The 26,359-nt window shown below is 60.6% G+C and carries 23 protein-coding genes and 2 tRNA genes; 18 read left to right on the forward strand and 7 right to left on the reverse strand.

Features of this window, described 5'->3' with window-relative positions; all coding sequences use genetic code 11:
* Positions 1–35: 35 nt before the first annotated feature.
* Both KW062_RS03115 and rsgA read right to left on the reverse strand, forming a co-directional pair.
* Positions 36–527, reverse strand: coding sequence for a toll/interleukin-1 receptor domain-containing protein (locus KW062_RS03115; protein ID WP_027617521.1), 492 nt, complete (start codon positions 525–527; stop codon positions 36–38).
* A gap of 162 nt (positions 528–689) precedes the next feature.
* Positions 690–1,721, reverse strand: coding sequence for a small ribosomal subunit biogenesis GTPase RsgA (gene rsgA / locus KW062_RS03120; RefSeq protein WP_027617522.1), 1,032 nt, complete (start codon positions 1,719–1,721; stop codon positions 690–692).
* A 107-nt stretch (positions 1,722–1,828) separates the two neighbouring features.
* On the opposite strand from rsgA, the gene orn reads away from it, so the two are divergent.
* Together orn and KW062_RS03130 are read left to right on the forward strand one after the other, a co-directional pair.
* Positions 1,829–2,371: an oligoribonuclease gene (gene orn, locus KW062_RS03125; RefSeq protein WP_105754010.1), complete on the forward strand. Its 543-nt coding sequence runs from the start codon at positions 1,829–1,831 to the stop codon at positions 2,369–2,371.
* A 99-nt stretch (positions 2,372–2,470) separates the two neighbouring features.
* Positions 2,471–3,082, forward strand: coding sequence for a trimeric intracellular cation channel family protein (locus KW062_RS03130; RefSeq protein WP_027617524.1), 612 nt, complete (start codon positions 2,471–2,473; stop codon positions 3,080–3,082).
* Between the two features lie 12 nt (positions 3,083–3,094).
* Here the strand turns inward: KW062_RS03130 and queG are convergent, their stop codons facing one another.
* Entirely contained in the window at positions 3,095–4,159 is a 1,065-nt protein-coding gene (queG, locus tag KW062_RS03135) for a tRNA epoxyqueuosine(34) reductase QueG (protein ID WP_027617525.1), read from the reverse strand.
* A 63-nt stretch (positions 4,160–4,222) separates the two neighbouring features.
* Between queG and KW062_RS03140 the strand changes: the two genes are divergently transcribed.
* The 12 genes from KW062_RS03140 to KW062_RS03195 all read left to right on the forward strand — a co-directional run bounded on the left by KW062_RS03140 (position 4,223) and on the right by KW062_RS03195 (position 18,588).
* The gene (locus KW062_RS03140) at positions 4,223–5,083 is read left to right on the forward strand and encodes an NAD(P)H-hydrate dehydratase (RefSeq protein ID WP_027617526.1); all 861 of its coding nucleotides are present in this window, start codon (positions 4,223–4,225) and stop codon (positions 5,081–5,083) included.
* Positions 5,071–5,541 (forward strand): tRNA (adenosine(37)-N6)-threonylcarbamoyltransferase complex ATPase subunit type 1 TsaE, encoded by a 471-nt coding sequence (gene tsaE / locus KW062_RS03145; RefSeq protein ID WP_027617527.1) that lies wholly within the window; start codon positions 5,071–5,073, stop codon positions 5,539–5,541. Before KW062_RS03140 ends, tsaE begins: the two co-directional genes overlap by 13 nt.
* A 3-nt stretch (positions 5,542–5,544) precedes the next feature.
* Complete coding sequence (locus KW062_RS03150) at positions 5,545–6,972, forward strand: N-acetylmuramoyl-L-alanine amidase (protein ID WP_218187460.1); 1,428 nt, start codon at positions 5,545–5,547, stop codon at positions 6,970–6,972.
* Positions 6,969–8,891, forward strand: coding sequence for a DNA mismatch repair endonuclease MutL (gene mutL, locus KW062_RS03155; protein ID WP_027617529.1), 1,923 nt, complete (start codon positions 6,969–6,971; stop codon positions 8,889–8,891). Before KW062_RS03150 ends, mutL begins: the two co-directional genes overlap by 4 nt.
* Complete coding sequence (gene miaA, locus KW062_RS03160) at positions 8,891–9,862, forward strand: tRNA (adenosine(37)-N6)-dimethylallyltransferase MiaA (protein WP_105754009.1); 972 nt, start codon at positions 8,891–8,893, stop codon at positions 9,860–9,862. Before mutL ends, miaA begins: the two co-directional genes overlap by 1 nt.
* 95 nt (positions 9,863–9,957) lie before the next feature.
* Positions 9,958–10,218: an RNA chaperone Hfq gene (gene hfq, locus KW062_RS03165; RefSeq protein ID WP_007921378.1), complete on the forward strand. Its 261-nt coding sequence runs from the start codon at positions 9,958–9,960 to the stop codon at positions 10,216–10,218.
* A gap of 12 nt (positions 10,219–10,230) precedes the next feature.
* A complete protein-coding gene (gene hflX, locus KW062_RS03170; protein WP_105754008.1) occupies positions 10,231–11,532 on the forward strand; it encodes a ribosome rescue GTPase HflX in 1,302 nt (433 codons plus the stop codon).
* Between the two features lie 96 nt (positions 11,533–11,628).
* Positions 11,629–12,801, forward strand: a complete 1,173-nt coding sequence (gene hflK / locus KW062_RS03175; protein WP_105754007.1) for an FtsH protease activity modulator HflK — start codon at positions 11,629–11,631, stop codon at positions 12,799–12,801.
* Positions 12,801–13,670 carry a protease modulator HflC gene (gene hflC / locus KW062_RS03180; RefSeq protein WP_027617533.1) on the forward strand — a complete coding sequence of 290 codons (870 nt, stop codon included), beginning with the start codon at positions 12,801–12,803 and terminating at the stop codon, positions 13,668–13,670. The genes hflK and hflC overlap by 1 nt, the downstream gene beginning before the upstream one ends.
* A 313-nt stretch (positions 13,671–13,983) precedes the next feature.
* Complete coding sequence (locus KW062_RS03185; RefSeq protein WP_027617534.1) at positions 13,984–15,171, forward strand: ATP phosphoribosyltransferase regulatory subunit; 1,188 nt, start codon at positions 13,984–13,986, stop codon at positions 15,169–15,171.
* 54 nt (positions 15,172–15,225) lie between these two features.
* A complete protein-coding gene (locus KW062_RS03190) occupies positions 15,226–16,515 on the forward strand; it encodes an adenylosuccinate synthase (protein WP_027617535.1) in 1,290 nt (429 codons plus the stop codon).
* Between the two features lie 138 nt (positions 16,516–16,653).
* The gene (locus KW062_RS03195) at positions 16,654–18,588 is read left to right on the forward strand and encodes a methyl-accepting chemotaxis protein (RefSeq protein WP_105754006.1); all 1,935 of its coding nucleotides are present in this window, start codon (positions 16,654–16,656) and stop codon (positions 18,586–18,588) included.
* A gap of 43 nt (positions 18,589–18,631) precedes the next feature.
* Here KW062_RS03195 and KW062_RS03200 read toward each other — a convergent pair whose 3' ends face one another.
* The 4 genes from KW062_RS03200 to KW062_RS03215 form a co-directional block, all read right to left on the reverse strand.
* Positions 18,632–20,197 carry an ABC transporter permease gene (locus tag KW062_RS03200; RefSeq protein ID WP_105754005.1) on the reverse strand — a complete coding sequence of 522 codons (1,566 nt, stop codon included), beginning with the start codon at positions 20,195–20,197 and terminating at the stop codon, positions 18,632–18,634.
* Entirely contained in the window at positions 20,197–21,207 is a 1,011-nt protein-coding gene (locus tag KW062_RS03205) for an extracellular solute-binding protein (RefSeq protein ID WP_027617538.1), read from the reverse strand. Before KW062_RS03205 ends, KW062_RS03200 begins: the two co-directional genes overlap by 1 nt.
* A 280-nt stretch (positions 21,208–21,487) precedes the next feature.
* Positions 21,488–21,574: transfer RNA gene (locus KW062_RS03210), tRNA-Leu, on the reverse strand.
* 165 nt (positions 21,575–21,739) lie between these two features.
* Positions 21,740–21,826, reverse strand: a tRNA-Leu gene (locus KW062_RS03215).
* 226 nt (positions 21,827–22,052) lie between these two features.
* On the opposite strand from KW062_RS03215, the gene rnr reads away from it, so the two are divergent.
* The 4 genes from rnr to rpsR all read left to right on the forward strand — a co-directional run bounded on the left by rnr (position 22,053) and on the right by rpsR (position 26,358).
* The gene (gene rnr / locus KW062_RS03220) at positions 22,053–24,674 is read left to right on the forward strand and encodes a ribonuclease R (RefSeq protein ID WP_027617539.1); all 2,622 of its coding nucleotides are present in this window, start codon (positions 22,053–22,055) and stop codon (positions 24,672–24,674) included.
* Entirely contained in the window at positions 24,671–25,438 is a 768-nt protein-coding gene (rlmB, locus tag KW062_RS03225) for a 23S rRNA (guanosine(2251)-2'-O)-methyltransferase RlmB (RefSeq protein ID WP_027617540.1), read from the forward strand. The genes rnr and rlmB overlap by 4 nt, the downstream gene beginning before the upstream one ends.
* Positions 25,439–25,676: 238 nt before the next feature.
* Positions 25,677–26,099 carry a 30S ribosomal protein S6 gene (gene rpsF / locus KW062_RS03230; protein ID WP_003217491.1) on the forward strand — a complete coding sequence of 141 codons (423 nt, stop codon included), beginning with the start codon at positions 25,677–25,679 and terminating at the stop codon, positions 26,097–26,099.
* A gap of 28 nt (positions 26,100–26,127) precedes the next feature.
* Positions 26,128–26,358: a 30S ribosomal protein S18 gene (rpsR, locus tag KW062_RS03235; protein ID WP_002551829.1), complete on the forward strand. Its 231-nt coding sequence runs from the start codon at positions 26,128–26,130 to the stop codon at positions 26,356–26,358.
* Position 26,359: the final 1 nt, after the last annotated feature.

The following is a 26,359-nucleotide window of genomic DNA, read 5'->3' on the forward strand; positions in this document are numbered from 1 at the left end:
GACACCAATGTCGGTTTTTTTTTGCGCGCTTGACCTTAAAAGCCGCGGCGGATGCGTGCCTTGAGTTCGTTGTGAAAGCGTTCGGCATTGGTTTTGTTACTGGTGTGCAGCCACTCGTTGCTGGTATCCGTGTCCAGATTCATCGAGCGTCTGAGTGTTTGCTCGTTGCGGTAGGCATCGATGAAGAAGTCGATGTCGGCGATTTTTGCCAGCCTGGGCCATTTGTCGAGGTAGTCCGGCAATTCGCTGGCGCCGGTCTTAAAGGTGCAAATGCGTCGATTGCAGATCGTCGCCTCGCCGAGCTGGAACGGTACCCACCAGGCCAGCGCCGATTTGTCGCTGACCAGTGCCAGCAAGTGACTGTTCTCGCCGACGTTGCGGGTTATCAGGCCGCTGATGTCGTCGGTGGTCTGGGATTCGGGATCCAGAACCTCCAGGCAGGTCCTGATGTTCGCCTGCATCAGGCGATTGTGAATGAGGATCGCGTGTGGGCGATCCATGTGACGGTAGCTGATGAATACAGGCATTGAGCGTGTCCCTTGTGCACGAAGTGGGACTGACTGTAGGAGAGGGGGTCGGGGCAGCAAGGCGGCCGAGCACAAAGAGACACGTCCTTCGCTAGAAGGAAAAAATTCTTACGGATGTTTTTTACCTGGCACGGACATCTGCGTCCGTGCCAGATCGTCTGATCAGTAGCTGGTTTCAGGCAGGCTGGCGATGATCGAGCGATAGCTGTTCATGCGCTGTTGCTGCACGCGGCCATCTTCCAGGGCCTTGAGCAGGGCGCAACCCGGCTCGCGGTCGTGCTTGCAGTCGCGGAAGCGGCACGTCCCGATCAAGTCATTGAACTCGATGAAGCCGGCCTCGACGTCGTAGCGGCTGACGTGCCCGAGGCCGAATTCGCGGATACCCGGGGAGTCGATCAGCTCACCGCCACCGGGAAAGTGGAACAGGCGAGCGGTGGTCGTGGTATGAGTGCCCTGGCCAGACAGCTCGGACAGCGGGCCGACGCGGGTTTCGACATCCGGCAGCAAGCTGTTAACCAGCGACGATTTGCCGACACCGGACTGGCCGACGAACACGCTGATGCGCCCGTCCAGTTGTTCCTGCAGGGTTTGCATGCCATTGCCGTGATGCGCCGAAACTTCCAGCACCGGGTAGCCGAGGGTGCGGTACACCTCCAGCAGGGCATTCAGTGCGGGCGCGTTGTGCTCGTCGATTAGGTCGAACTTGTTGAGCAGCAGCAACGGGCGAATACCGGCGTGTTCGGCGGCCACCAGGTAGCGGTCGATCAGGTTGGCGTGGGGCTCGGGCAGTGGAGCGAAGACGATGACGATCATGTCGACGTTGGCGGCGACCGGCTTGAGCTGGCCACGGCTGTCCGGGCGGCACAGTTCGGTCTTGCGCGGCAGTTGCGCGACGATCACGCCGATCCCCTGGTTGCCGGCACGCCAGACCACCTGGTCGCCAGTGACCAGCGCTGGCAGGTTGGCGCGCAAGTGGCAGCGGAATACCTGGCCGGCCAATTCGCCGTCACGGGCTTCGACTTCGACCTGCACGCCGAAGTGCGCAATCACCAGGCCCGTCTGTTCGGGGCCCAGGTCCCCACCTTCCAGCGCTTCGACGGCGGAGGATTCGCGTTTGGCGGCGCGGGCTGCGCGCTCGCCCTGAATCTTTTCGATGCGCCAGTTTTGACGACGATTGAGTTGGCGTTTGGCCATGGGTGTTCCGTGTTGATAATGCAGCGATTAGGTAAAACGGTCGCGAGTTTAGCACGCCCGCGCAGTTGCCTAGGCTAAACTGCGCAACTACGCCGAGGAGCCGACACATGCAAAACCCGCAGAATCTGATCTGGATCGACCTGGAAATGACCGGTCTAAACCCGGACACCGACGTCATCATCGAGATGGCGACCATCGTCACCGACAGCAACCTCAACACCCTGGCCGAAGGTCCGGTGATCGCCATCCATCACAGCGACGCGATCCTCGCCGGCATGGACGAGTGGAACACCCGTCAACATGGCGGTTCCGGACTGACCCAGCGCGTGCGCGAGAGCAAAATCAGCATGGCCGAGGCCGAGGCCCAGACCATCGCGTTTCTCGAGCAGTGGGTGCCCAAGGGCAAGTCGCCCATCTGTGGCAACAGCATCTGCCAGGATCGCCGATTCCTTTATACCCACATGAAATCCCTGGAAAGCTATTTCCACTACCGCAACCTTGATGTCTCGACGCTCAAGGAGCTGGCGGCTCGCTGGGCGCCCGACGTTCGCGACAGTTTCAAGAAGGGCAGCACGCACCTGGCGCTGGACGACATCCGTGAGTCGATCGCCGAATTGCAGCACTACCGCAAGCATTTCATCAAGGCTTGATCCGCTTATATAAAGAAGGGCGGCTATTTCACGCGCCGCCCCCTTTTGGTGCTCGGGTGTTCTGAGTAGACTGCGCGCCTTCCTGCAAGGACCGCCGCCATGTTGTTGATGCTTTACCTGATTGCCATTACTGCTGAAGCCATGACCGGCGCGCTGTCTGCCGGGCGTCGCGGGATGGATTGGTTTGGTGTGGTGTTGATCGCCTGCATCACGGCGCTGGGCGGTGGTTCGGTGCGTGACGTGTTGTTGGGGCACTACCCGCTGACCTGGGTCAAGCACCCGGAGTACCTGGTGCTGACATCAGTGGCGGCGATGATCACGGTGTTCACCGCACGCTGGATGCGCCACCTGCGCTCATTGTTCCTGGTGCTGGATGCCGTGGGGCTGGTGGCGTTTACCCTGATCGGCTGCATGACGGCGCTGGAGATGGGCCATGGCATGCTGGTGGCCTCCGTCAGCGGGGTGATCACCGGGGTGTTCGGCGGGATCCTGCGCGACATCTTCTGCAACGACATTCCCTTGATCTTCCGGCGCGAGCTGTACGCCAGCGTCTCGTTTGCCGCTGCCTGGTGCTACATGTTCTGCATTTACCTGCAGTTGCCGGGCGAGCAAGCCATCCTGATCACCCTGTTTGGCGGTTTTCTGCTGCGCTTGCTGGCCATCCGCTTCCACTGGGAAATGCCCAAGTTCGTCTACAACGACCAGGCCTGACGGACGCTCGCGTTACTGGATGCCGTGCTGCTTGAGGGCCCAGGCTACATGCTCGCGGACCAGTTCGGACGGGTAGTCGGCGCGGGCTTTCAAGGCTTCCAGCACCGGAATGCTCGACGGCGCATTGCCCAGGCCCACCGCCAAATTGCGCAGCCAGTTCTCGTACCCTGTGCGGCGCAAGGGCGAGCCTTCGGTACTGCTGAGAAATTTGTCCTCATCCCACATGAACAGCACGGCCAGTTCCGCGTTATCCAGGTTGTGCCGTGGGGTGAAATCGCTTTCGCCCGACGGACGGGCGAAGCGATTCCAGGGGCAGACGATCTGGCAGTCATCGCAACCGAACACCCGGTTGCCGATCAGTGGCCGCAGTTCTTGCGGGATGGCGCCCTTGAGCTCAATGGTCAGGTAGGAAATGCAGCGTCGGGCGTCCAACACGTAGGGGCCGACAAAAGCATTGGTCGGGCAGATGTCGAGACAGGCGCTGCAGCGACCGCAATGTTCAGTGGCGTGGGGCGGGTCGACCGGCAGGGGCAGGTCGACGAACAGTTCGGCGAGGAAGAAGTAACTACCGGCCTTGCGATTCAGGACCAGGGTGTTTTTGCCGATCCAGCCCAGGCCAGCTTGCTCGGCGATGGCTTTTTCAAGGACCGGGGCGCTGTCGACAAAGGCACGGAAACCAAATGGCCCGATGTGCGCTTGAATCTTGTCCGCCAGCTGTTGCACGCGCTTGCGGATCAATTTGTGATAATCGCGGCCCAAGGCATAACGCGACACGTAGGCTTTTTCCGGCTGAGCCAGGACTTGCGCCATTTTGCTGTCGCCGGCCAAGTAGTCCATGCGTAGGGAAACCACGCGCAATGTGCCGGGTACCAGTTCCTCAGGGTGTGAGCGCTTGCTGCCGTGGGCGCCCATGTAGTCCATTTCACCGTGGTAGCCGGCTTCCAGCCAGCGCTCCAGGTGTTGTTCATGCTCGCCGAGGTCCAGGCCACTGATGCCGACTTGTTGAAAGCCCAGCTCGCGTCCCCACTCCTTGATCGATTGGGCGAGAGCGGGGAGGTCTGTAGTAATAGCAGGCATGAGACAAGAGAAACCGGAGCTGAGATGCGTATAATTCTGCCAGACATCGGAGCTCTAAGACGCATGCCGCAGACAAAACATGATTTACCCGACGTTCAGTTACTGGACGCTGCCCATTTGCCGACACTGGCCCCACGGTCTGCGGACGCCCACAAAGGCCAGTTCGGTCATGTCCTGTTGATCGGTGGCGATCGCGGTTTTGGCGGCGCCATCCTGCTCAGCGCGCAATGCGCCTTGCGCAGCGGTGCTGGCCTGGTGTCGTTGGCGACTCGCAGCGAGCATGTGCCAGCGGCCCTGGCGCGCTTGCCGGAAGTGATGGCGCTGGGCACTTCGTCTGCCAACCAATTGATGGGTTTGCTGGAGCAGGCGTCGGTGCTGGTGGTCGGCCCGGGGCTGGGGCAAGGCGCCTGGGGGCGCAGCCTGTTATCGGCAGCGGCGAATGCGCCGTTGCCGCAGGTCTGGGATGCCGATGCGCTGAATTTGCTGGCCAAAGGTGGCGTGAGTTTGCCCAAGGATTGCCTGATTACTCCGCATCCAGGGGAGGCGGCACGCTTATTGGGGATTTCGACAGCTGAGGTTCAGGAAGACCGCATTAGCGTGGCGCGCGCGTTGAGCGAGCGTTTCAGCGCCGTCACTGTTTTGAAAGGCGCCGGCAGTCTGATCGCCAGCCCGGATGGTCGTGTCTCTCGTTGTGATCTTGGGCATTCAGCAATGGCCAGTGCTGGTCTCGGCGATGTGCTCAGCGGTCTGCTGGGGGCCTTGCTGGCCCAGGGCATGGAAGCGTTTGAAGCCGCGACTCTGGCTGTTTGGCTGCACGCCGCTGCGGGCGAGCGAGAGGGCCGACTGGGCCGTGGGCTGGCAGCCAGTGATTTAATTCCCGTAATTCGTCAGTTGCTGGAGGAGCATGCACCGTGTCAGAAGTAACCCTGTACCTGGCTGATGAGCAAGCCATGACCGACTTTGGCGCACGCATTGCCCGTATCACTGCAGGGCATGGTCTGATTTTTCTTGAGGGCAATCTCGGGATGGGTAAGACCACGTTATCACGGGGCATCATCCGTGGTCTGGGCCATAACGGAGCGGTGAAAAGTCCGACCTTTACCTTGGTCGAGCCCTACGAAATTGGTGACGTTCGTGCCTTCCATTTCGACTTGTATCGATTGGTCGACCCGGAAGAGCTGGAGTTCCTCGGTATTCGTGACTACTTCGAAGATGATGCGCTGTGCCTCATCGAGTGGCCCGATAAAGGTGCAGGCTTTTTGCCAAAGCCCGACCTGACCATTACCATTAGCCCGCAAGACAGCGGGCGTTCGCTGACAATTTTATCCCAGGGCTCGCGTGGCGAGGCCTGGTGTGCCGCTTTGGCATCGGAAATCAAATAAATGATGGGGTTAGGTATGCGCTTTCGCGCGTTGGTTGCTGTCGTGGGAATGCTGCTTACGGCGGTGGCCGTTGATGCCATGGCCGCGACCAAGGTCAACAGTGTTCGCCTGTGGCGCGCGCCGGACAACACGCGACTGGTGTTCGACCTGTCAGGCACCGTCCAGCACAGCGTCTTTACCCTGACGGCTCCGGATCGCCTGGTGATCGACATCAACGGCGCCGTGCTGGGCGCGCCGCTGAACGTTGCCACCGCCAATACCCCGATTACCGCCATGCGCTCGGCGCAGCGTACACCGACCGACCTGCGGGTGGTCATCGACCTGAAAAAGGCCGTGACCCCGAAAAGCTTCGTGTTGCCACCCAATGCGCAATACGGCAACCGCCTGGTGGTCGATCTGTTCGACAACCCGGCCGACGCCGCGCCCGCACCCGCGCCGACGCCGAGCGTCGCGACTGTGCCGGCTGTGCCCGTGACCCCGACCGAGCCGGCAATCAAGTTGCCGCCAGCTCCGGCGGGCAAGCGTGACATCATCGTGGTCATCGACGCCGGTCATGGTGGCGAAGACCCGGGGGCTTCCGGCTCCCGCGGCCAGCGTGAGAAAGATGTGGTCCTGGCCATCGCCCGCGAGCTGCAGCGCCAGGTCAACGGCATGAAAGGTTTCCGCGCCGAATTGACCCGTACGGGCGACTATTTCATTCCGTTGCGCGGTCGCACCGAGATTGCCCGCAAGAAGGGCGCCGACCTGTTCGTCTCGATCCACGCCGACGCCGCACCGTCGAAGGCCGCTTTCGGGGCTTCGGTATTCGCCCTGTCCGACCGTGGCGCGACCTCTGAGACAGCGCGCTGGCTGGCCGACAGCGAAAACCGTTCCGACCTGATCGGCGGTGCGGGCAACGTCAGCCTCGACGACAAGGACCGCATGCTCGCCGGCGTTCTGCTTGACTTGTCGATGACCGCCTCGCTGACCTCCAGCTTGAACGTCGGGCAGAAAGTATTGAGCAACATTGGCCGGGTCACGCCGCTGCACAAACAGCGCGTGGAGCAAGCCGGCTTCATGGTGCTGAAGTCCCCGGATATCCCGTCGATCCTGGTGGAAACCGGGTTCATCTCCAACGCCAACGAAGCGTCGAAACTGGCGGCCGCCAGCCACCAGCAAGCGCTGGCGCGTTCGATCAGCAGTGGCGTACGGCAGTTCTTCCAGCAGAATCCGCCGCCAGGTACTTACATCGCCTGGCTGCGCGACTCTGGAAAAATAGCCCAGGGGCCGCGTGATCATACCGTGCGCCCTGGCGAAACCCTGGCGATGATCGCCGTACGCTATCAGGTGTCCGCAGCCACGCTGCGCAGCGCCAATAGCCTGCAAAGCGATGAGCTGAAAATCGGACAGCACCTGAATATTCCAGGCTCCGAGCTGGCGGCCAAGGAATGAACGAGCCCCTGAACAGCGGCGCGCGCATCGAACTGCTCAGCCCGCGCCTGGCGAACCAGATTGCCGCCGGCGAGGTGGTTGAACGTCCAGCCTCGGTGATCAAGGAGTTGCTGGAGAACAGCCTCGATTCCGGCGCCAAGCGCATCGATGTGGATGTTGAACAAGGCGGCGTGAAGTTGCTGCGGGTGCGTGACGATGGGCGTGGGATCCCTGCCGATGACTTGCCGCTGGCCCTGGCCCGGCATGCCACGAGCAAGATTCGCAACCTGGAGGACCTTGAGCAGGTGATGAGCCTGGGCTTTCGCGGTGAGGCGCTGGCATCCATCAGCTCCGTATCGCGCCTGACCCTGACTTCGCGCACCCGGGATGCCGATCAGGCCTGGCAAGTGGAAACCGAAGGGCGTGAAATGGCCAGCCGGGTCCAGCCTGCCGCCCATCCGGTGGGCACCTCGGTGGAGGTGCGCGATCTGTTCTTCAATACGCCAGCGCGGCGCAAGTTTCTCAAGACCGAAAAAACCGAATTCGATCACCTGCAAGAAGTGATCAAACGCCTGGCCCTGGCGCGTTTCGACGTGGCCTTCCACCTGCGCCACAACGGCAAGACTATTCTCAGCCTGCACGAAGCCCACGATGACGCGGCGCGTGCCCGGCGGGTGGCGGCGATTTGCGGTGCGGGCTTCCTCGAGCAGGCGCTGCCGATCGAAATCGAGCGCAATGGCCTGCATTTATGGGGGTGGGTCGGTCTGCCGACGTTCAACCGCAGTCAGGCCGACATGCAGTATTTCTTCGTCAACGGCCGTGCCGTGCGCGACAAGCTGGTGGCCCATGCGGTGCGCCAGGCGTATCGCGACGTGCTGTTCAACGGTCGGCATCCGACTTTTGCGCTGTTTTTCGAAGTGGACCCGTCGGCGGTCGACGTCAACGTGCACCCGACCAAGCACGAAGTGCGCTTCCGTGACGGGCGTATGGTTCACGATTTCCTTTATGGCACGCTGCATCGGGCCCTGGGTGATGTCCGTCCGGAAGATCAGTTGGCGGCGCCAGCGGCGGTCACCGGCATGGTGCGTCCGACCGGGCTGGAGGCTGGCGAGTTCGGCCCGCAAGGCGAAATGCGCCTGGCGGCCAATGCGCTGCTCGAGCAGCCGCAGGCCCAGCCATCCTTTAATACCACCCAAGCCGCTGGTTCTGCTGCCGGTGCCGGCTTCCAATATCAGTACAGTCCGCGTCCGCAATCCGTGGGCGTCCCCGCAGCTGAAGCCCAGGCCGCCTATCGCGAGTTCTTTGCGCCGCTACCGGAGGCCAATGCAACGGCGTTGCCGGCCGGTCAGGATGACATTCCACCGCTGGGCTACGCTCTGGCGCAGCTCAAGGGCATTTATATCCTCGCGGAAAACGCCCAGGGCCTGGTGCTGGTGGACATGCATGCGGCCCATGAGCGGATCATGTACGAGCGCCTGAAAGTGGCGATGGCCAGTGAAGGCTTGAGCGGCCAGCCATTGCTGGTCCCGGAATCGCTCGCCGTCAGCCAGCGCGAAGCCGATTGTGCCGAGGAACACGTCAGTTGGTTCCAGCGCCTGGGCTTCGAACTGCAGCGGCTCGGCCCGGAAACCCTGGCAATCCGCCAGATTCCGGCATTGCTCAAGCAGGCCGAGGCCAATCGCCTGGTGCAGGATGTGCTTGCCGACCTGATGGAGTACGGCACTAGCGACCGGATTCAAGCACACCTCAATGAGCTGCTGGGGACCATGGCCTGCCACGGCGCAGTGCGCGCCAACCGGCGCCTGGCCCTGCCGGAAATGAACGGCCTGCTGCGTGACATGGAAAGCACCGAACGCAGCGGTCAATGCAACCATGGCCGACCGACCTGGACCCAACTGGGCTTGGACGATCTGGACAAACTGTTCCTGCGCGGTCGCTGATGAGCCCACTACCTCCAGCGATTTTCCTGATGGGCCCGACCGCTGCGGGCAAGACTGACCTGGCGATCGAGCTGACCAAGGTCCTGCCGTGCGAGTTGATCAGCGTCGATTCGGCACTGGTTTACCGGGGTATGGACATCGGCACCGCCAAGCCTTCAAAAGAATTGCTGGCCGAGTTTCCCCATCGGCTCATCGATATTCTTGACCCGGCCGAGGCCTATTCGGCGGCCGATTTTCGCCGCGATGCCCTGGAGGCCATGGCCGACATCACCGCGCGCGGCAAGATCCCGCTGTTGGTGGGCGGCACCATGCTCTATTACAAGGCCTTGATTGACGGCCTGGCGGAAATGCCGGCGGCGGATTCGCAGGTTCGCGCGGACATTGAAGAAGAAGCTGCACGCCTTGGCTGGCAAGCCCTGCACGAACAATTGGCGCTCATCGATCCGGTATCCGCCGCGCGAATTCACCCCAACGATCCGCAGCGATTGAGCCGCGCCCTGGAAGTGTATCGGGTCAGCGGCCGGAGCATGACTGAGTTGCGGGCGCGACAATCTGCGCAAAGTACCGAAGCAGGCGCTTCGGGACGCCCACAATTGCCCTATACTGTCGCAAACTTGGCCATTGCTCCGGCAAATCGCCAGGTACTGCATGAGCGAATTAAACAAAGATTCACACAAATGTTGGAACAGGGATTCATTGACGAGGTCGTAGCCCTGCGCAAAAGAAGTGACCTGCATGCAGGTTTGCCGTCTATACGCGCTGTAGGGTACCGCCAAGTCTGGGATCACCTGGATGGCAAGCTGTCGTCAGCCGAGATGCAGGAGCGGGGAATCATCGCCACGCGCCAATTGGCGAAGCGCCAGTTCACTTGGTTGCGCGGTTGGGATGACCTGCACTGGCTGGACAGTCTCGATTGCGACAATCTGCCACGCGCCTTGAAATACTTGGGATCGGTCTCCATATTGAGCTGAGTCCTTGCAATTGCCGTCTATCCTTGGGGGTGTGACGGCTGAAAGCTTTCTGTTTACCTATTTTTTATTATTGAATCCTTAAAGGAGTGCGACACATGTCAAAAGGGCATTCGCTACAAGACCCTTACTTGAATACTTTACGTAAAGAGAAAGTTGGGGTTTCCATCTATCTGGTCAACGGGATCAAGCTGCAAGGTACGATCGAATCCTTCGACCAGTTCGTCATCCTGCTGAAGAACACCGTCAGCCAGATGGTTTACAAACACGCTATCTCGACAGTGGTACCGGTTCGTCCAATTCGTCTGCCAAGCGCATCCGAATCCGAACAGGGTGACGCTGAGCCAGGTAACGCCTGATAGGAGTCTCCTTTGTTCTTTGAGCGCCACGGTGGTGGTGAACGGGTAATCCTCGTTCACTTGGATGGACAGGACCCTGAGGCGCGCGAAGATCCGCAGGAGTTTCAGGAACTGGCAAATTCGGCTGGCGCCGAGACCGTCGCGTTTTTTAGCGTGCCGCGTCATCGGCCAACCGCCAAATTTCTGATTGGCAGCGGCAAGGTCGAGGAACTGCGCGACCTGGTCCGTACCGAAGAAGCCGATCTGGTGATCTTCAATCACATCCTCACGCCCAGTCAGGAACGTAACCTCGAACGTGTGTTCGAGTGTCGCGTGATCGACCGCACCGGTCTGATTCTCGATATTTTCGCCCAACGCGCCCGTACCCATGAAGGCAAGCTGCAGGTCGAACTGGCCCAGCTTGACCACATGAGCACGCGCCTGGTTCGCGGCTGGACCCACCTTGAGCGTCAAGGTGGTGGTATCGGCATGCGCGGCCCGGGTGAGACCCAGCTCGAAACCGACCGTCGCCTGCTGCGGGTTCGCCTGCGTCAGATCAAAGGTCGTCTGGAAAAGGTGCGCAGCCAGCGCGAGCAATCGCGACGTGGCCGTACGCGCGCGGATGTCCCAACCGTGTCCCTGGTGGGCTATACCAACGCCGGTAAATCCACGTTGTTCAACAACGTGACCAAGTCGGACGTGTACGCTGCCGACCAGCTGTTTGCCACCCTTGACCCGACCCTGCGCCGTCTGGAACTGGACGACCTGGGGCCGATTGTGCTGGCAGATACCGTGGGTTTCATTCGTCATCTGCCGCACAAGCTGGTCGAGGCATTTCGGTCTACGCTCGAAGAGTCGAGCAACTCCGACCTACTGCTGCACGTGATCGATGCGGCCGAGCCTGATCGGATGTTGCAGATCGAGCAGGTCATGGTGGTACTGGGCGAGATTGGTGCCCAGGACTTGCCGATCCTCGAGGTCTATAACAAACTCGATTTGCTTGATGGCGTTGAGCCGCAAATCCAGCGCGACGAGAACGGCAAGCCCCAGCGGGTATGGCTTTCGGCGCGGGACGGTAGAGGTCTGGAACTGCTGGAGCAGGCAATAGCCGAGTTGCTGGGTGGCGATTTGTTTGTCGGCACCTTGCGCTTGCCGCAGCGTTTTGCTCGACTGCGTGCACAGTTCTTTGAGCTGGGTGCCGTACAGAAAGAAGAACACGACGAAGAAGGCACTTGTTTGCTGGCCGTTCGTTTGCCACGAGTCGAACTCAATCGACTGGTGAGCCGCGAGGGAATGCAGCCGCTGGAATTCATCGAGCAACACACTTTGCAATAAAAGCCTGAAAAAGCGGTTGTGCCGCTGTGACAGGCATTCTGTAGCATTGGTCGGCGCGCCGTGGGTGCGTCTTTGCTTTATCAGATGGAGAGCGCTATGGCTTGGAATGAGCCGGGTGGCAACTCGAATAATCAGGATCCCTGGGGTGGCAAGCGCCGTAATAACGGCGATCGCAAGGGTCCACCAGATCTCGACGAGGCCTTCCGAAAGCTGCAGGAAAGCCTGAATGGGTTGTTCGGTAGTGGCAACAAACGTGGTGGTGATGACGGCGGCAAGTCAGGCAAGGGCGGCGGTTACGGCCTGCTCGGCTTGGGCCTTGTCGTGTTGGCAGCTGTCTGGCTGTACAGCGCGGTCTACGTCGTCGACGAGCAGGAGCAAGCCGTGGTGCTGCGCTTCGGCAAGTACTACGAGACCGTTGGCCCGGGCCTGAACATCTACCTGCCGCCGATCGACAAGAAGTACATGGAAAACGTCACGCGTGAGCGTGCCTACACCAAGCAGGGTCAAATGCTGACTGAAGACGAGAACATCGTCGAAGTGCCGCTGACCGTGCAGTACAAGATCAGCAACCTGCAGGACTTCGTGCTGAACGTCGACCAGCCGGAAATCAGCCTGCAGCACGCGACCGACAGTGCCTTGCGTCATGTGGTGGGTTCGACCGCCATGGATCAGGTGCTGACCGAAGGTCGTGAGCAAATGGCCGGCGAGATCAAGGAGCGTCTGCAGCGCTTCCTCGATACCTACCGCACCGGTATCACCGTCACCCAGGTCAACGTTCAGAGCGCAGCGGCACCGCGTGAAGTCCAGGAAGCCTTCGATGATGTGATCCGCGCCCGTGAAGACGAGCAGCGTTCGCGCAACCAGGCTGAAACCTACGCCAACGGTGTTGTGCCGGAAGCCCGTGGTCAGGCCCAGCGCATCATCGAAGATGCCAACGGCTACCGCGATGAAACGGTTTCCCGCGCCAAGGGTGAGGCTGACCGCTTTACCAAACTGGTCGCCGAATACCGCAAGGCCCCTGAAGTGACCCGTGAGCGTCTGTACCTGGACACCATGCAGGAAGTCTTCAGCAACACCAGCAAAGTCCTCGTGACCGGCAACAAGAATGGCCAGAGCAATCTGCTCTACTTGCCGCTGGACAAGATGATCGACAGTGGCCGCAGCACCAGCGCTCCGGCGACCAATACCGCAGCCAGCAGCAATGAAGCGAATACGCGTGCCGCAGCCGATCTGCAGCAACAGCAAGCACGTACCAGGGAGAGTCGCTGATGAGCAATAAATCGCTGATCGCCCTTATTGTTGGCGTCGTCGTGGCGATCGCTGCCTGGAACTGCTTCTACATCGTGGCTCAGACCGAGCGCGCGGTGTTGCTGCAGTTCGGTCGAGTGGTCCAGGCTGATGTCCAGCCGGGACTGCATGTGAAAGTGCCCTACGTTAACCAGGTGCGTAAATTTGACGCACGCCTGATGACACTGGACGCACCGACACAGCGCTTCCTGACGCTGGAAAAGAAAGCGGTCATGGTCGATGCCTATGCCAAGTGGCGAGTGAAAGATGCCGAGCGCTTCTACACCGCGACTTCCGGCCTCAAGCAGATTGCTGACGAGCGTTTGTCGCGCCGTCTGGAGTCGGGCCTGCGCGACCAGTTCGGTAAGCGCACCCTGCACGAAGTGGTGTCTGGCGAGCGTGATGCGCTGATGGCGGATATCACCGCTTCGCTGAACAAGATGGCGGAAAAAGAGCTGGGCATCGAAGTCGTCGATGTTCGGGTCAAGGCCATCGATCTGCCGAAAGAAGTGAACCGCAGCGTGTTCGAGCGTATGAGCACCGAGCGTGAGCGTGAGGCTCGCGAGCACCGCGCCAAGGGTAACGAGCTGGCAGAAGGCATTCGTGCTGACGCTGATCGTCAGCGCCGCGTACTGTTGGCTGAAGCCTATCGTGAATCCGAAGAGGTTCGCGGTGATGGTGACGCCCAGGCTGCAGCGATCTACTCCAAGGCCTACGGCCAGGACCAGGAGTTCTACGGCTTCTACCGTAGCCTGCGCGCCTACCGTGAAAGCTTCGCGAACAAATCCGACGTCATGGTCCTCGACCCAAGCAGCGACTTCTTCCGTTACCTGGAAAAGGCCAAGCCTTGATACGACGTTGACCTGAATCACTCCGCCCGGCGGCTAAAGCATCGGGTGGGGTGATCCTTTGGGAAAACGTGTGTATGATGCGGCAGCCGGGAAATTCCCGGCTTTTTTGCGTCTGCACGTTTGATTGTTGTTTTTGCTGCAGAACATCGGGTTGAATGGCCCGACAGTTTTTCGAGGAAAGTGGTTGGCGAGGCCGGAAACCGGCGTGTCGCTGCGTCGTTCTTGCGCGTGTGTTTTGAACGCCCCGACCATTTTCTGCTTCACTCAAGGCTCGCCCTAGGGTTGGCCGCCCGCATCAAAGGGGAATGGCGTAATGGCAACGGTAGACCGCTGGCTGCTGCCAGATGGCATCGAAGAAGTACTGCCACCGGAGGCGGCGCGCATTGAAGTAGCGCGTCGCCAGGTGTTGGATCTGTTCCAGAGCTGGGGTTACGAGTTTGTCGTGACTCCCCATATCGAGTACCTGGAATCCTTGCTCACTGGCGCAGGCCAGGACCTCGATCTGCGCACCTTCAAGGTCATCGACCCGCAATCGGGTCGGCAGATGGGCTTCCGTGCCGACATCACGCCGCAAGTGGCGCGCATCGATGCGCACACCTTGCGTCGTGAAGGCCCGAGCCGCCTGTGCTATGCCGGTAGCGTGCTGCATGCGCAGCCGCGTGCCTTGTCGACCTCGCGCAGCCCGATCCAGCTGGGCGCCGAGTTGTACGGCGATGCCAGTCCTAGCAGCGACGTCGAGGTGATCAGCCTGATGCTGGCCATGCTGCAACTGGCCGATGTGCCGGACGTGCACATGGACCTTGGGCATGTCGGCATCTATCGTGGCCTGGCTCGTGCGGCTGGCTTGTCCGGTGAAGTCGAACAGCAGTTGTTCGATGCCCTGCAACGCAAGGCCATCGACGAGGTCATTACCCTGACCGAAGGCTTGCCGGCTGGTCTGGCAGGCATGCTGCGCTCGCTGGTCGAACTGTGTGGCGGTCGCGAAGTGCTGGTTGCAGCCCGTGAGCGCCTGGCCCATGCGCCGGCGCCGGTCATCGCCGCTCTGGATGATTTGCTGGCGATTGCCGAGCGTCTGTCCGTGCGCTTCCCCGAGCTGCCGCTGTACTTCGATCTGGGCGAGCTGCGCGGCTACCACTACCACACCGGTGTGGTGTTCGCCGTGTTCGTCCCGGGCGTTGGCCAGTCCATTGCCCAGGGCGGTCGTTACGATGACATCGGCGCCGACTTCGGTCGTGCCCGTCCGGCAACCGGCTTCTCCACCGATTTGAAAACCCTGGTGACCCTGGGGCGTGCTGAGATCGAGCTACCGTCTGGCGGTATCTGGATGCCTGACAGTACGGATGCGGCACTCTGGCAGCAGGTTTGCCAGTTGCGCAGTGAGGGTCAGCGTGTTGTCCAGGCCTTGCCTGGGCAGCCTTTGGCCGCCGCCCGTGATGCGGACTGCGACCGGCAATTGATCCAGCAGAACGGGCTTTGGCAAGTATCGCCACTGGCCTCTTGAGTTTTCCTGCCGGCCGTGGCCGGCACCAAGTTTGCGCGAATGAGGACAAGTGTTATGGGTAAGAATGTCGTAGTCCTGGGCACCCAATGGGGTGATGAGGGCAAAGGCAAGATCGTTGATCTGCTGACCGAACATGCTGCCGCCGTAGTGCGCTACCAAGGTGGCCACAACGCTGGCCACACACTGGTGATCGACGGCGAAAAAACCGTCTTGCACCTGATCCCGTCGGGCGTGCTGCGCGAAGGCGTGCAGTGCCTGATCGGCAATGGCGTGGTGGTTGCACCTGACGCCCTGCTGCGCGAGATCACCAAGCTGGAAGAGAAAGGCGTACCGGTGCGTGAGCGCCTGCGTATCAGCCCGTCCTGCCCGCTGATCCTGTCCTTCCACGTTGCGCTGGACCAGGCGCGTGAGAAGGCCCGTGGCGAGCTGAAGATCGGTACTACCGGTCGCGGCATCGGCCCGGCTTACGAAGATAAGGTTGCGCGTCGTGGCCTGCGTGTGGGCGACCTGCTCAACATGCCGCGCTTTGAAGACAAACTGCGTGAGCTGGTGGATTACCACAACTTCATGCTGGTGGGTTACTACAAAGAGCCGGCCATCGAGTTCGACAAGACCTTGGCCGAGTGCAAGCAATACGCTGAGCTGCTCAAGCCGCTGATGCTGGACGTGACCGCCGAGCTGCACGACCTGCGTCGTGCTGGCAAAGACATCATGTTCGAAGGCGCCCAGGGTTCCCTGCTGGACATCGACCACGGCACCTACCCGTACGTGACCAGCTCCAACACCACGGCTGGCGGCGTTGCTACCGGTTCGGGCGTTGGTCCGATGTTCCTGGACTACATCCTGGGTATCACCAAGGCTTACACCACCCGTGTAGGCTCGGGTCCATTCCCGACTGAGCTGTTCGATGACGTCGGTGCGCACCTGGCCAAGCAAGGTCACGAGTTCGGTGCAACCACTGGCCGCGCCCGTCGTTGCGGCTGGTTCGACGCCGTTATCCTGCGTCGCGCTATCGATGTGAACAGCATCTCGGGCATCTGCCTGACCAAGCTGGACGTGCTCGACGGTCTGGAAACCATCAACATCTGCGTCGGCTATAAAGACGCAGAAGGCAATGCCGTTGCCCCGACTGACGCTGACAGCTATGTCGGCCTGCAGCCGGTGTACGAAGAAGTGCCGGGTTGGACCGAATCGACCGTGGGCGCCAAGACCCTGGAAGAGCTGCCAGCCAACGCCCGTGCTTACATTAAGCGTGTCGAAGAGCTGATCGGCGCGCCGATCGACATTATTTCGACAGGTCCTGACCGCATCGAAACCATCGTTCTGCGTCACCCGTTCGCTTGATAAGTTGTTGATGTAAAAAACAAAGGGCCCTTCAAAGGGCCCTTTGTCGTTTCTGCCTGCCGGGCGGCATGACCTTTGCTGTGTTTATCTCTTCGCGAGTGCTGTCAGTTTAATAGCACCGAAGCAGGGGGATTTACCGTGTCTGCCGTTCTCTCACTGTTACAAAGCCGTCTATTGCGGCCCGTGTTCGTTACCCTTGGTATCGCCCTTTTGGTGCAGGTCGTGGTGGCTGTCGCCCTTACCCGGAGCACCGTGACGGCCCTGGAGGCGGATCTGGCATCGCGCCTTGGCGCTGATAGCCAGAAGCTGTCTGGCGAATTGGAGCAGGCCGGGCGTGAAGTCACCTCAAGCCTCGACAGCCTCTCAACCAGCACTCGACAACGCCTGACAACCGGTTTGTCCTCGCGACTGGAAGACGAGCAGGCGCAACTGCGTGCCACGCTGGAAAAGGACCTCAAGGACTCTGCCAATGACATGGCGCAACTCCTGGCATCGGTTGCACCCAGGGCCATGTGGGACAACGACGTTCCGACCCTGTCCGAATTCGCCCGCCGCGCCCAGCGCAATCCCAACGTGCTGTTTGTGGTGTACGACGACGCCACTGGTCAGCATCTGACGCGCTACCTCAATCGCGAAAATCCGATCAATAAGGCCCTTTTGGAAAAGGGCCGGGGCGAGCGGGCGCTGGACAAGGTGCTGGATGCGGCGAAAAACGATCCTTCGGTGTATTACGTCGAGGCATCGATCAATCCCAATGGCGTGGAAATCGGCAAGGTCTTGATGGGAGTGTCCACGGCGTCCGTGGAGGCTGACCTGGTGGCGCTCGACAAGCGCTTCTCGGCGTTAATCGCCAGTAGCGATCAACTGGTCGGCGATAGCCTCAAGGGCGCTGCGGCTGATAGCGCTACCGCCATGCGTTCCCGTCTGCAGTCGGCGCAATCGACGGCAACTGAAATGAAGGCCAATACCGCCAGTACCGTGCAGGAGGCTGCTGCGACCTTGCGCTGGCGGATCGGCCTGGCGCTGGCACTGGTGGGCTGCGGGGTGTTGCTGCTGCTGGCTGTGGTGCTCGGGCGGCGGGTGGTCAATCGTCTGAAGTTGCTGATCGTGGCGATGGATGATCTGGCGGCAGGTGAGGGCGACCTGACCAAGCGCGTGCAAATCAACAGCAAGGACGAGATCGGTGACATGGCGTCGGCGGTCAATCGCTTTGTCGACAAGTTGCAGCCCATCGTGCGGGAGGCGGGTGATGTGGCCCTGCGTACCGGAGTCGAAATCGGTGCGCTGACCCAGCGCAATGCCGGGGCTGACGCAGCGGCGCAAACCCAGCGTGATGAAGTCGCGCAAAGCCTTCAGGCGTTGTCGCGAATGGCTGACGAAGCACAGGCTGAAAGCCAGGCCATGCAGGCGGCCTTGCAGCAAGTGGTGGACATTCGCCAGGCCACTGATGAAAACACCCGCACTTCTGCACAGGTGGGGAGCCTGATCGAAGCTCTGGCCGGGCAGGTAGACACCGGGGCCAAGGTGATCGAGCGCTTGGCGCAGCAGAGCGAGCAGATCGAGGTGGTGCTAGAGGTGATCCATGGGATCGCCGAGCAGACTAACCTGCTGGCGCTCAACGCCGCCATCGAAGCGGCGCGGGCCGGTGAGACCGGACGTGGGTTCGCGGTAGTGGCGGATGAGGTTCGCGCGCTGGCGAGCAAGACGCAAAGTTCCACCGGCGACATTCAGGCGCATATCGGTGCGCTGCAGCAGGGCGCTCGCGAGGCAGTGGCGGCCATTGGTCAGGCCGGGCGCCAGGCTAGCGAAGGCCTGCTGGTGTTGCGCGACAGTGCGCGGCTGCAACAGTCAGTCCAGGCGTCCGTCGAGCAGGTGCATGCGGCCATCGGTTTGGCTACTCAGGCGGCAGAGCACCAGGCCAAAGGCGCGCAAGCAGTGCGTGGGCGGGTGCAGACCATCCATGCCCAGGCCGAGAAGGCTGCCCAGGCGGTGGAGCAGACCACCGCCAGCGGCAAGGTGCTGGACGGTCTGGCAGCGCAGTTGAAAGCGAGCCTGGGCCAGTTCAGGGCTTGATCGGTTGTGAGTGCCGACCCTTTCGCCGCCCGCGAAGGCGATTTCAGCGGCTCAAATACATCCGCGTCGTCAGTAGATACACCGGCAACCCGGATACCAGAATCAACAGCGCTGCATAGGGCGCCGCTGCCGCGAATTCGACATTGGCGGTATGCGCCCAGACTTCGGTCGCCAGAGTGTTGAGACCGGTCGGGCTCAACAGCAGGGTGGCTGTCAGCTCCTTCATCGCATCGAGAAACACCAGAGCAAAGGCTGCGCCGAGCGCTGGAAAGATAATCGGCAATGTTATCCGGACAAACGCGGTAAACGATGAGGCGCCGAGGGTACGGGCGGCTTCTTCCAGTTGCGGCGCGGCCTTGTTCAGGGCGGTGCGGATCGGTGCCTGGGCCAGGGGCAGGAACAGCAGCGCGTAGGCAATCAGCAGCAGGGCCGAGGTCTGGTACAGCGCCGGCACATAGTGCAGGGCGAAGTACACCAGGGTCAGGGCGATCACTAGGCCGGGCAGGGCGTGCAGCAGATAGGGCAAGCGTTCTGCCCAGAGTGCCAGGCGTCCCTTGTAGCGCACCACCAACAGGCCGACCGGCACCGCCAGCACCAGGCACAGCGCGGCGCCGCCCAGGGACAGCGCCAGCGAAGACAGCAGCGCCTCGCCAATGGCTGCCACAGGGAATGCCGCTGAGGAGCCGACCGCCAGCCAGTACACCAGCATGCCCAAGGGGATGCCGCTGCCGATGACCGTCAATAGTAGGCAGTAGAGCTGTCCCAATGGCGCCCAGGCACCCAGTCGAACCTGCTCCGCGTGCCGTGCCGCGCCCTGGCCGATTCGCACATGGCGCCCCTTGCCGCGCACCCGCAACTCCAGCCACAACAGCATCAGGCACAGCGCCAGCAGCACGGCAGAGAGCATCGCGGCGTTGGCGTTGCTGAATTCCAGCTCGAACTGTTGGTAGATCGCTGTGGTGAAGGTTTGCAGGCCGATGATCGACAGGGCGCCGAATTCCACCAGCATGTGCAGGGCAATTAGCAAGGCGCCGGCCAGCAGCGAGGGCCAGAGCAATGGCAGGGTGATTTTGAAAAACACGCCCCAGCGGTTCAGACCGAGGGTGCGCGCCGATTCTTCAAGGGCTGGGTCGAGATTGCGCAGGGTGGCCGCCACCGGCAGGAAAATCAGCGGGTACTTGGACAGGGTCATCACCAGTATCGCCCCGCCCAGGCCTTCGAAGCTGGCACTCAGGGACACCCAGGTAAAGCTGCTGACGAAGGCCGGAACGGCGAACGGCAGGCACAGGATCACGCCCCACAGACGCCGGCCGGGCAGATTGCTGCGCTCCAGCAGCCAGGCCAGTGACAGGCCGATCAATGCGCTGGCGATGGTGACACCGAGCATCAGTAGCAGGGTGTTGCGCAGCAGGCCGAGCACGTACGGCCGCCATAACAGGTGCACCGCCTCCTCCCAGCCCGCCTGCCAGGCCTTGAGGCCAACGTACAGCAGCGGCAAGAGGCTCAGGCAGACCAATAGCAGTACCGGCAATAGCAGCCAGATCGAAGGTCTTTTGCGCCCGGGGACAAAGCCTGGGCGCGAGGCGGAGGCGGGCAGCAATGCGCTCATCAGTTCAAGCCAACTTCACGTTCCAGCTCCAGGGCTTCTTCGGCGTTGCCAAGGTCGGCCGGCGTGACTTTCGGCGCTTCCAGCTCGCTGAATGGCTTGAGTCCGCGATCCGATTCCATGCCTTTGTGCAGCGGGTACTCGGCAGTGGTCTGGGTAATCACCCGCTGGCCTTCTTCGCTGGCCATGTAGGCGAGCAGTTGTTGGGCCTCTTGGGGATGCTTGCTGGACTTGAGCACGGCAGCGCTGGATACGGTGATCAGGCCGCCGACGTCGCCACCGGTGAAATAGTGCAGCTTGGAGTCGAGTTGGCCTTTCTCCCGTTGCAGGGCGAACCAGTAGTAGTTGTTGACCAGCACCGTGGCCACTTCGCCGTTTTCCACGGCCTTCAGCGCCACCATGTTGTTGCTGTAGGTCTTGCCGAATGCGCGCAGGCCAGTCAGCCATTCCTCGGCGGCCTCCCTGCCGTGCAGCTTGATGATTGCTACGGCTTGCTCCTGAAACGCGCCGCTGGTAGGGACAAAACCGACTTTGCCTTGCCATTGTGGATCGGAAAATTCCATCACTGACTTGGGCAGGTCTTTTTCATCGATCAGTTTCGGGTTGAAGGCGACGACACGGACTCGGGCGGTCACACCGATCCAGGTGCCGTTGCTGGCCACGTAGTCCTTGGGCAGCACCGCGAGGGTGGCGTCGTCGGCCTTGGCCAGAAGGCCCTGTTCGCCGAGTTTGTTCAAGGGTGGGGATTCTTCGGTGTAAATCACGTCGGCGGGGGAGCGGTCGCCTTCTTCGACGATCTGGCTGGCGAGCTGGTTGCTGCTGCCCTTGCGAACGTTGACGTGGATTCCGGTCTTGGCTTCGAAGGCTTTGGCGACGGCGTCGCCGACTTCCTTGTGCTGACCGTTGTAGAGCGTCAGGGAAACCGGATCGGCGGCCTGGGTAAGCGGGGAGGCCAGGGTCAGCCCCAGCAGCGTGATGGTCAGGCCGCGGCGCAGGGTATTTCGAAACATCATTCGCAGGGTTCCTCACTGTCGCATTGCAAAAACTTGCAACAATGATAAACGATATTGTTTCTCAAGTGCGCCTTGCGTGGTGGCACTGCTTGTTGTAGGAGCGAGCTTGCTCGCGAAGAACCCGAGAGCGCCACTGGCATTCAGGATGTACGCGTTATCGTTGACGTTCTTCGCGGGCGACCGCTCCTGCAAGGGCGGGTATTTTCAGGAGGGCGGAAACGCAAAAACCCGCTTTCGCGGGTTTTTGTGAGATTCAAGATCGTAACCTTGAATTTGAAATTGGTGCCCAGAAGAAGACTCGAACTTCCACGACCGTAAGGTCACCAGCACCTGAAGCTGGCGTGTCTACCAATTTCACCATCTGGGCAGTATCAGCAACGTTGCCGCTGTTGATGTGGCGAACTATACGGAGCACTGTTTGATCTGTAAACCCCTGATTTGATAAATATTTATCAGAGGCTGAAAATGCAAAAACCCGCTTTCGCGGGTTTTTGTGTGAGCCTTGAAATTGAACTAATCTCAAGCTCGAAATTGGTGCCCAGAAGAAGACTCGAACTTCCACGACCGTAAGGTCACCAGCACCTGAAGCTGGCGTGTCTACCAATTTCACCATCTGGGCAGCATCGGCAACGTTGTCCGTCGTCGATGGCGCGCACTATACGGAGCGACAAACTAACTGTAAACCCCTGTCATCAAAAAAACAGGTAAATTTTGCTAAATGGTGCCAGGCGGTGCATGCGTCTGAGGTGGGAAGGGGCTTTTAACGGCTTCTATAGCCCGAAATTTCCCGTTTCAATACGCGTATGCCAAACTAACCCGCATATAGACAAGGTGAAAACTCTCTAATGGCCGATTGGCAGTCCCTCGATCCCGAGGCCGCTCGTGAAGCGGAAAAATATGAAAACCCTATCCCTAGCCGCGAACTGATCCTTCAGCACCTGGCTGATCGTGGTTCGCCTGCTGCTCGCGAGCAGCTAGTCGAAGAGTTTGGTCTGACCACCGAAGACCAGATCGAAGCCCTGCGCCGCCGATTGCGCGCCATGGAGCGCGACGCTCAACTGATCTACACCCGCCGTGGTACCTACGCACCCGTGGACAAGCTCGACCTGATCCTGGGCCGCATCAGCGGTCACCGTGACGGTTTCGGCTTCCTGGTCCCGGATGACGGCAGTGACGACCTGTTCATGAGCCCGGCGCAAATGCGCCTGGTGTTCGATGGTGACCGTGCCCTGGCGCGGGTTTCCGGCCTGGACCGTCGCGGTCGCCGTGAAGGTGTGATTGTCGAAGTGGTATCGCGTGCCCACGAAACCATCGTCGGTCGTTATTTCGAAGAAGGTGGCATTGGTTTCGTCGTTGCCGACAACCCGAAGATCCAGCAGGAAGTGTTGGTGACCCCGGGTCGAAATGCCAGCGCCCAGATCGGCCAGTTCGTCGAGGTGAAGATCACTCACTGGCCAACACCGCGCTTCCAGCCGCAAGGCGATGTGGTCGAGGTCGTGGGTAACTACATGGCGCCGGGCATGGAAATCGACGTTGCCCTGCGCACCTACGATATTCCCCACGTCTGGCCTGAGGCAGTGCTTAAGGAAGCGGCCAAGCTCAAGCCGGAAGTTGAAGAGAAGGACAAAGAGAAGCGCATCGACCTGCGCCATCTGCCGTTCGTCACCATCGACGGCGAAGATGCCCGCGACTTCGATGACGCGGTGTACTGCGAGTCCAAGCCAGGCAAGCTGCGCCTGTTCTCCGGCGGCTGGAAGTTGTACGTGGCGATTGCCGACGTTTCCAGTTACGTGAAGATCGGTTCAGCGCTGGATGCGGAATCCCAGGTGCGCGGCAACTCGGTGTACTTCCCCGAGCGTGTGATACCGATGCTGCCTGAGCAGTTGTCCAACGGCCTGTGCTCGCTGAACCCACATGTCGATCGCCTGGCCATGGTCTGCGAGATGACCATCTCCAAATCCGGCGAAATGACCGACTACTGCTTCTATGAAGCGGTTATCCACTCTCACGCACGCCTGACCTACAACAAGGTCAGCGCCATGCTCGAGCAGCCGAAAACCACCCAGGCTCGCCAATTGCGTGGCGAGTACACCGACGTAGTGCCGCACCTCAAGCAGCTTTACTCGCTGTACAAGGTGTTGCTGGGCGCCCGTCACGTACGCGGTGCGATCGATTTCGAAACCCAGGAAACCCGGATCATCTTCGGCTCCGAGCGCAAAATTGCCGAAATTCGGCCGACCGTGCGTAACGATGCCCACAAGCTGATCGAGGAGTGCATGCTGGCGGCCAACGTGGCCACTGCCGAATTCCTGAAAAAGCACGAAATCCCTGCGCTGTATCGGGTCCATGATGGTCCGCCGCCGGAGCGTCTGGAAAAACTGCGCGCCTTCCTTGGCGAGCTCGGCCTGTCCCTGCACAAAGGCAAGGACGGCCCATCGCCGAAGGACTACCAGGCTCTGCTGGCCAGCATCAAGGATCGTCCGGACTTCCATCTGATCCAGACCGTGATGCTGCGCTCCCTGAGCCAGGCGGTGTATAGCGCTGATAACCAGGGCCACTTTGGCCTGAACTACGAAGCCTATACCCACTTCACCTCACCGATTCGCCGTTACCCGGACCTGCTCACGCATCGGGCGATTCGCAGTGTCATACACTCGAAAATGGACACCCCGCACGTCAAACGTGCTGGCGCGATGACCATTCCGAAAGCGCGCATCTATCCGTACGACGAGGCGACGCTGGAGCAACTCGGCGAGCAGTGCTCGATGAGTGAACGCCGTGCCGACGAAGCCACTCGTGACGTGGTGAACTGGCTCAAGTGCGAGTTCATGAAGGATCGCGTGGGTGAGTCGTTCCCTGGTGTGATCACCGCGGTGACCGGTTTTGGCCTGTTCGTTGAACTGACCGATATCTACGTCGAAGGTCTGGTTCACGTCACCGCCTTGCCGGGCGACTACTACCACTTCGATCCTGTGCATCACCGTCTGGCGGGTGAGCGTACCGGTCGCAGCTTCCGTCTTGGCGATACCGTTGAAGTGCGGGTCATGCGTGTCGACCTCGACGAGCGCAAGATCGACTTCGAGATGGCAGAAAAAACCATTAGCGCACCGATCGGTCGCAAAAAACGTGGCGCCGAGACCACTGCGCCGGCAGCCAAAACGGCAGCAGAACCTGCGCCAGAGCGAGGCGGTCGTCGCGGCCCAGCCAAGGAAAAGGCCTCGGATGCCTACCGTCCAAGCGATGCTGCGGCGAAAAACGCCGAAGTGCGCAAAAGCCGGGAAATGAAGCAGGCCTTGCTCGCCGAAGCAAAAAGCAGTGGCAAAGCAGCGGCCGGTGGTAAGTCCGGGCGTTCGACCACTGAAAAGTCTGGCGCCAGCAAGCCGACCAAACACCGCAAGGGTCCGCCAAAGGCGGGCTCCGCTCCAGCCAAGAGCGGCGGGGCACGTAAACCTAAGGCCAAGTCATGAGTCAGTTGGAAAAAATCTACGGCGTGCATGCCGTGGAAGCATTGCTGCGTCATCACCCGAAACGTGTGAAGCAGATCTGGTTGGCCGAAGGCCGTAGCGATCCGCGGGTGCAGACCCTGGTCGAGCTGGCCGGCGAAAACCGCGTCGCGGTGGGCCAGGCCGAGCGCCGTGAAATGGACGCCTGGGTCGAAGGCGTGCACCAGGGCGTGGTGGCTGAAGTCAGCCCGAGCCAGGTCTGGGGCGAGGCAATGCTTGATGAATTGCTGGATCGCACCGAAGGCGCGCCGCTGTTGCTGGTGCTCGACGGTGTGACGGATCCGCACAACCTCGGCGCCTGCCTGCGTTCGGCCGATGCGGCCGGTGCGCTAGCGGTCATCGTGCCGAAGGACAAGTCGGCTACCTTGACTCCGGTTGTACGAAAAGTCGCTTGTGGCGCAGCGGAAGTCATTCCGTTGGTGGCTGTGACCAACCTCGCGCGCTCCCTGGAGAAACTGCAGCAGCGCGGCCTGTGGGTTGTCGGCACAGCAGGCGAGGCCGAGGTCAGTATTTATGACCAGGACCTGACCGGCCCGACCATCCTGATCATGGGCGCTGAAGGCAAAGGCATGCGCCGTCTGACGCGCGAGCATTGCGACTATCTGGTCAACCTGCCGATGGCGGGTAGCGTCAGCAGTCTGAACGTATCCGTGGCAACGGGTGTGTGCCTGTTCGAGGCTCAGCGTCAGCGCGGTGCAAAAGCCAAGGCTGCAGCCAAAAAGTCCTGATTTGGTCGCGCGCCCCCTGTAGGAGCAGCCCGGGCGGCGCTCCTGCAAGGGAATTGCATATTGCAGGCTGCTCAAATATTCACCAATTACCTTGCACCTCTCCCGCCCCTTCTCTACAATTGCGCCCCTTGCTGTGACGGCAGGCACGCATGTGTCCATCGCCGGCAAGTCCATAAGTGTCATTCACTCCTTGTCTGACCGCTTTTGAGCGGCAGGCTACAACCCGTAAGGAGCATTCATGCGTCATTACGAAATCATCTTTTTGGTCCACCCGGATCAAAGCGAGCAAGTCGGCGGCATGGTTGAGCGTTACACCAAGCTGATCGAAGAAGACGGCGGCAAAATCCACCGTCTGGAAGATTGGGGCCGTCGCCAACTGGCCTACGCAATCAACAATGTTCACAAGGCTCACTACGTGATGCTGAACGTTGAGTGCACTGGCAAGGCCCTGGCCGAGCTGGAAGACAACTTCCGCTACAACGATGCAGTGATCCGTAACCTGGTCATCCGTCGCGAAGAAGCCGTTACCGGCCAATCCGAGATGCTCAAGGCTGAAGAAAACCGCAGTGAGCGCCGTGAGCGTCGCGACCGTCCTGAGCACGAAGGCGCTGAAAGCGCTGATAGTGATGACAGCGACAACAGCGATAACGCTGACGAGTAATCCACGGACCTTTTAAGGAGCCTATCAAATGGCACGTTTCTTCCGTCGTCGTAAATTCTGCCGCTTCACCGCTGAAGACGTGAAAGAGATCGATTACAAAGATCTCAACACTCTGAAAGCCTACGTATCCGAGACCGGCAAAATCGTTCCAAGCCGCATCACCGGTACCAAAGCTCGTTATCAGCGTCAGCTGGCCACCGCTATCAAGCGCGCCCGCTTCCTGGCCCTGCTGGCCTACACCGACAGCCACGGCCGCTGAG

The sequence above is a fragment of the Pseudomonas fluorescens genome, from assembly GCF_019212185.1.
Taxonomy (GTDB): domain Bacteria; phylum Pseudomonadota; class Gammaproteobacteria; order Pseudomonadales; family Pseudomonadaceae; genus Aquipseudomonas.

What these genes read in the sequence shown, in the direction of transcription:
- hflC (WP_027617533.1), top strand. Translation starts at nt 12,801, where the DNA reads ATGAGCAATAAATCGCTGATCGCCCTTATTGTTGGCGTCGTCGTGGCG.
- miaA (WP_105754009.1), top strand. Translation starts at nt 8,891, where the DNA reads ATGAGCCCACTACCTCCAGCGATTTTCCTGATGGGCCCGACCGCTGCG.
- KW062_RS03185 (WP_027617534.1), top strand. Translation starts at nt 13,984, where the DNA reads ATGGCAACGGTAGACCGCTGGCTGCTGCCAGATGGCATCGAAGAAGTA.
- KW062_RS03150 (WP_218187460.1), top strand. Translation starts at nt 5,545, where the DNA reads ATGGGGTTAGGTATGCGCTTTCGCGCGTTGGTTGCTGTCGTGGGAATG.
- queG (WP_027617525.1), bottom strand. Translation starts at nt 4,159, where the DNA reads ATGCCTGCTATTACTACAGACCTCCCCGCTCTCGCCCAATCGATCAAG.
- rpsF (WP_003217491.1), top strand. Translation starts at nt 25,677, where the DNA reads ATGCGTCATTACGAAATCATCTTTTTGGTCCACCCGGATCAAAGCGAG.
- KW062_RS03140 (WP_027617526.1), top strand. Translation starts at nt 4,223, where the DNA reads ATGCCGCAGACAAAACATGATTTACCCGACGTTCAGTTACTGGACGCT.
- hfq (WP_007921378.1), top strand. Translation starts at nt 9,958, where the DNA reads ATGTCAAAAGGGCATTCGCTACAAGACCCTTACTTGAATACTTTACGT.
- hflK (WP_105754007.1), top strand. Translation starts at nt 11,629, where the DNA reads ATGGCTTGGAATGAGCCGGGTGGCAACTCGAATAATCAGGATCCCTGG.
- rlmB (WP_027617540.1), top strand. Translation starts at nt 24,671, where the DNA reads ATGAGTCAGTTGGAAAAAATCTACGGCGTGCATGCCGTGGAAGCATTG.
- KW062_RS03115 (WP_027617521.1), bottom strand. Translation starts at nt 527, where the DNA reads ATGCCTGTATTCATCAGCTACCGTCACATGGATCGCCCACACGCGATC.
- rsgA (WP_027617522.1), bottom strand. Translation starts at nt 1,721, where the DNA reads ATGGCCAAACGCCAACTCAATCGTCGTCAAAACTGGCGCATCGAAAAG.
- KW062_RS03200 (WP_105754005.1), bottom strand. Translation starts at nt 20,197, where the DNA reads ATGAGCGCATTGCTGCCCGCCTCCGCCTCGCGCCCAGGCTTTGTCCCC.
- KW062_RS03205 (WP_027617538.1), bottom strand. Translation starts at nt 21,207, where the DNA reads ATGATGTTTCGAAATACCCTGCGCCGCGGCCTGACCATCACGCTGCTG.
- rnr (WP_027617539.1), top strand. Translation starts at nt 22,053, where the DNA reads ATGGCCGATTGGCAGTCCCTCGATCCCGAGGCCGCTCGTGAAGCGGAA.
- mutL (WP_027617529.1), top strand. Translation starts at nt 6,969, where the DNA reads ATGAACGAGCCCCTGAACAGCGGCGCGCGCATCGAACTGCTCAGCCCG.
- rpsR (WP_002551829.1), top strand. Translation starts at nt 26,128, where the DNA reads ATGGCACGTTTCTTCCGTCGTCGTAAATTCTGCCGCTTCACCGCTGAA.
- KW062_RS03190 (WP_027617535.1), top strand. Translation starts at nt 15,226, where the DNA reads ATGGGTAAGAATGTCGTAGTCCTGGGCACCCAATGGGGTGATGAGGGC.
- orn (WP_105754010.1), top strand. Translation starts at nt 1,829, where the DNA reads ATGCAAAACCCGCAGAATCTGATCTGGATCGACCTGGAAATGACCGGT.
- KW062_RS03130 (WP_027617524.1), top strand. Translation starts at nt 2,471, where the DNA reads ATGTTGTTGATGCTTTACCTGATTGCCATTACTGCTGAAGCCATGACC.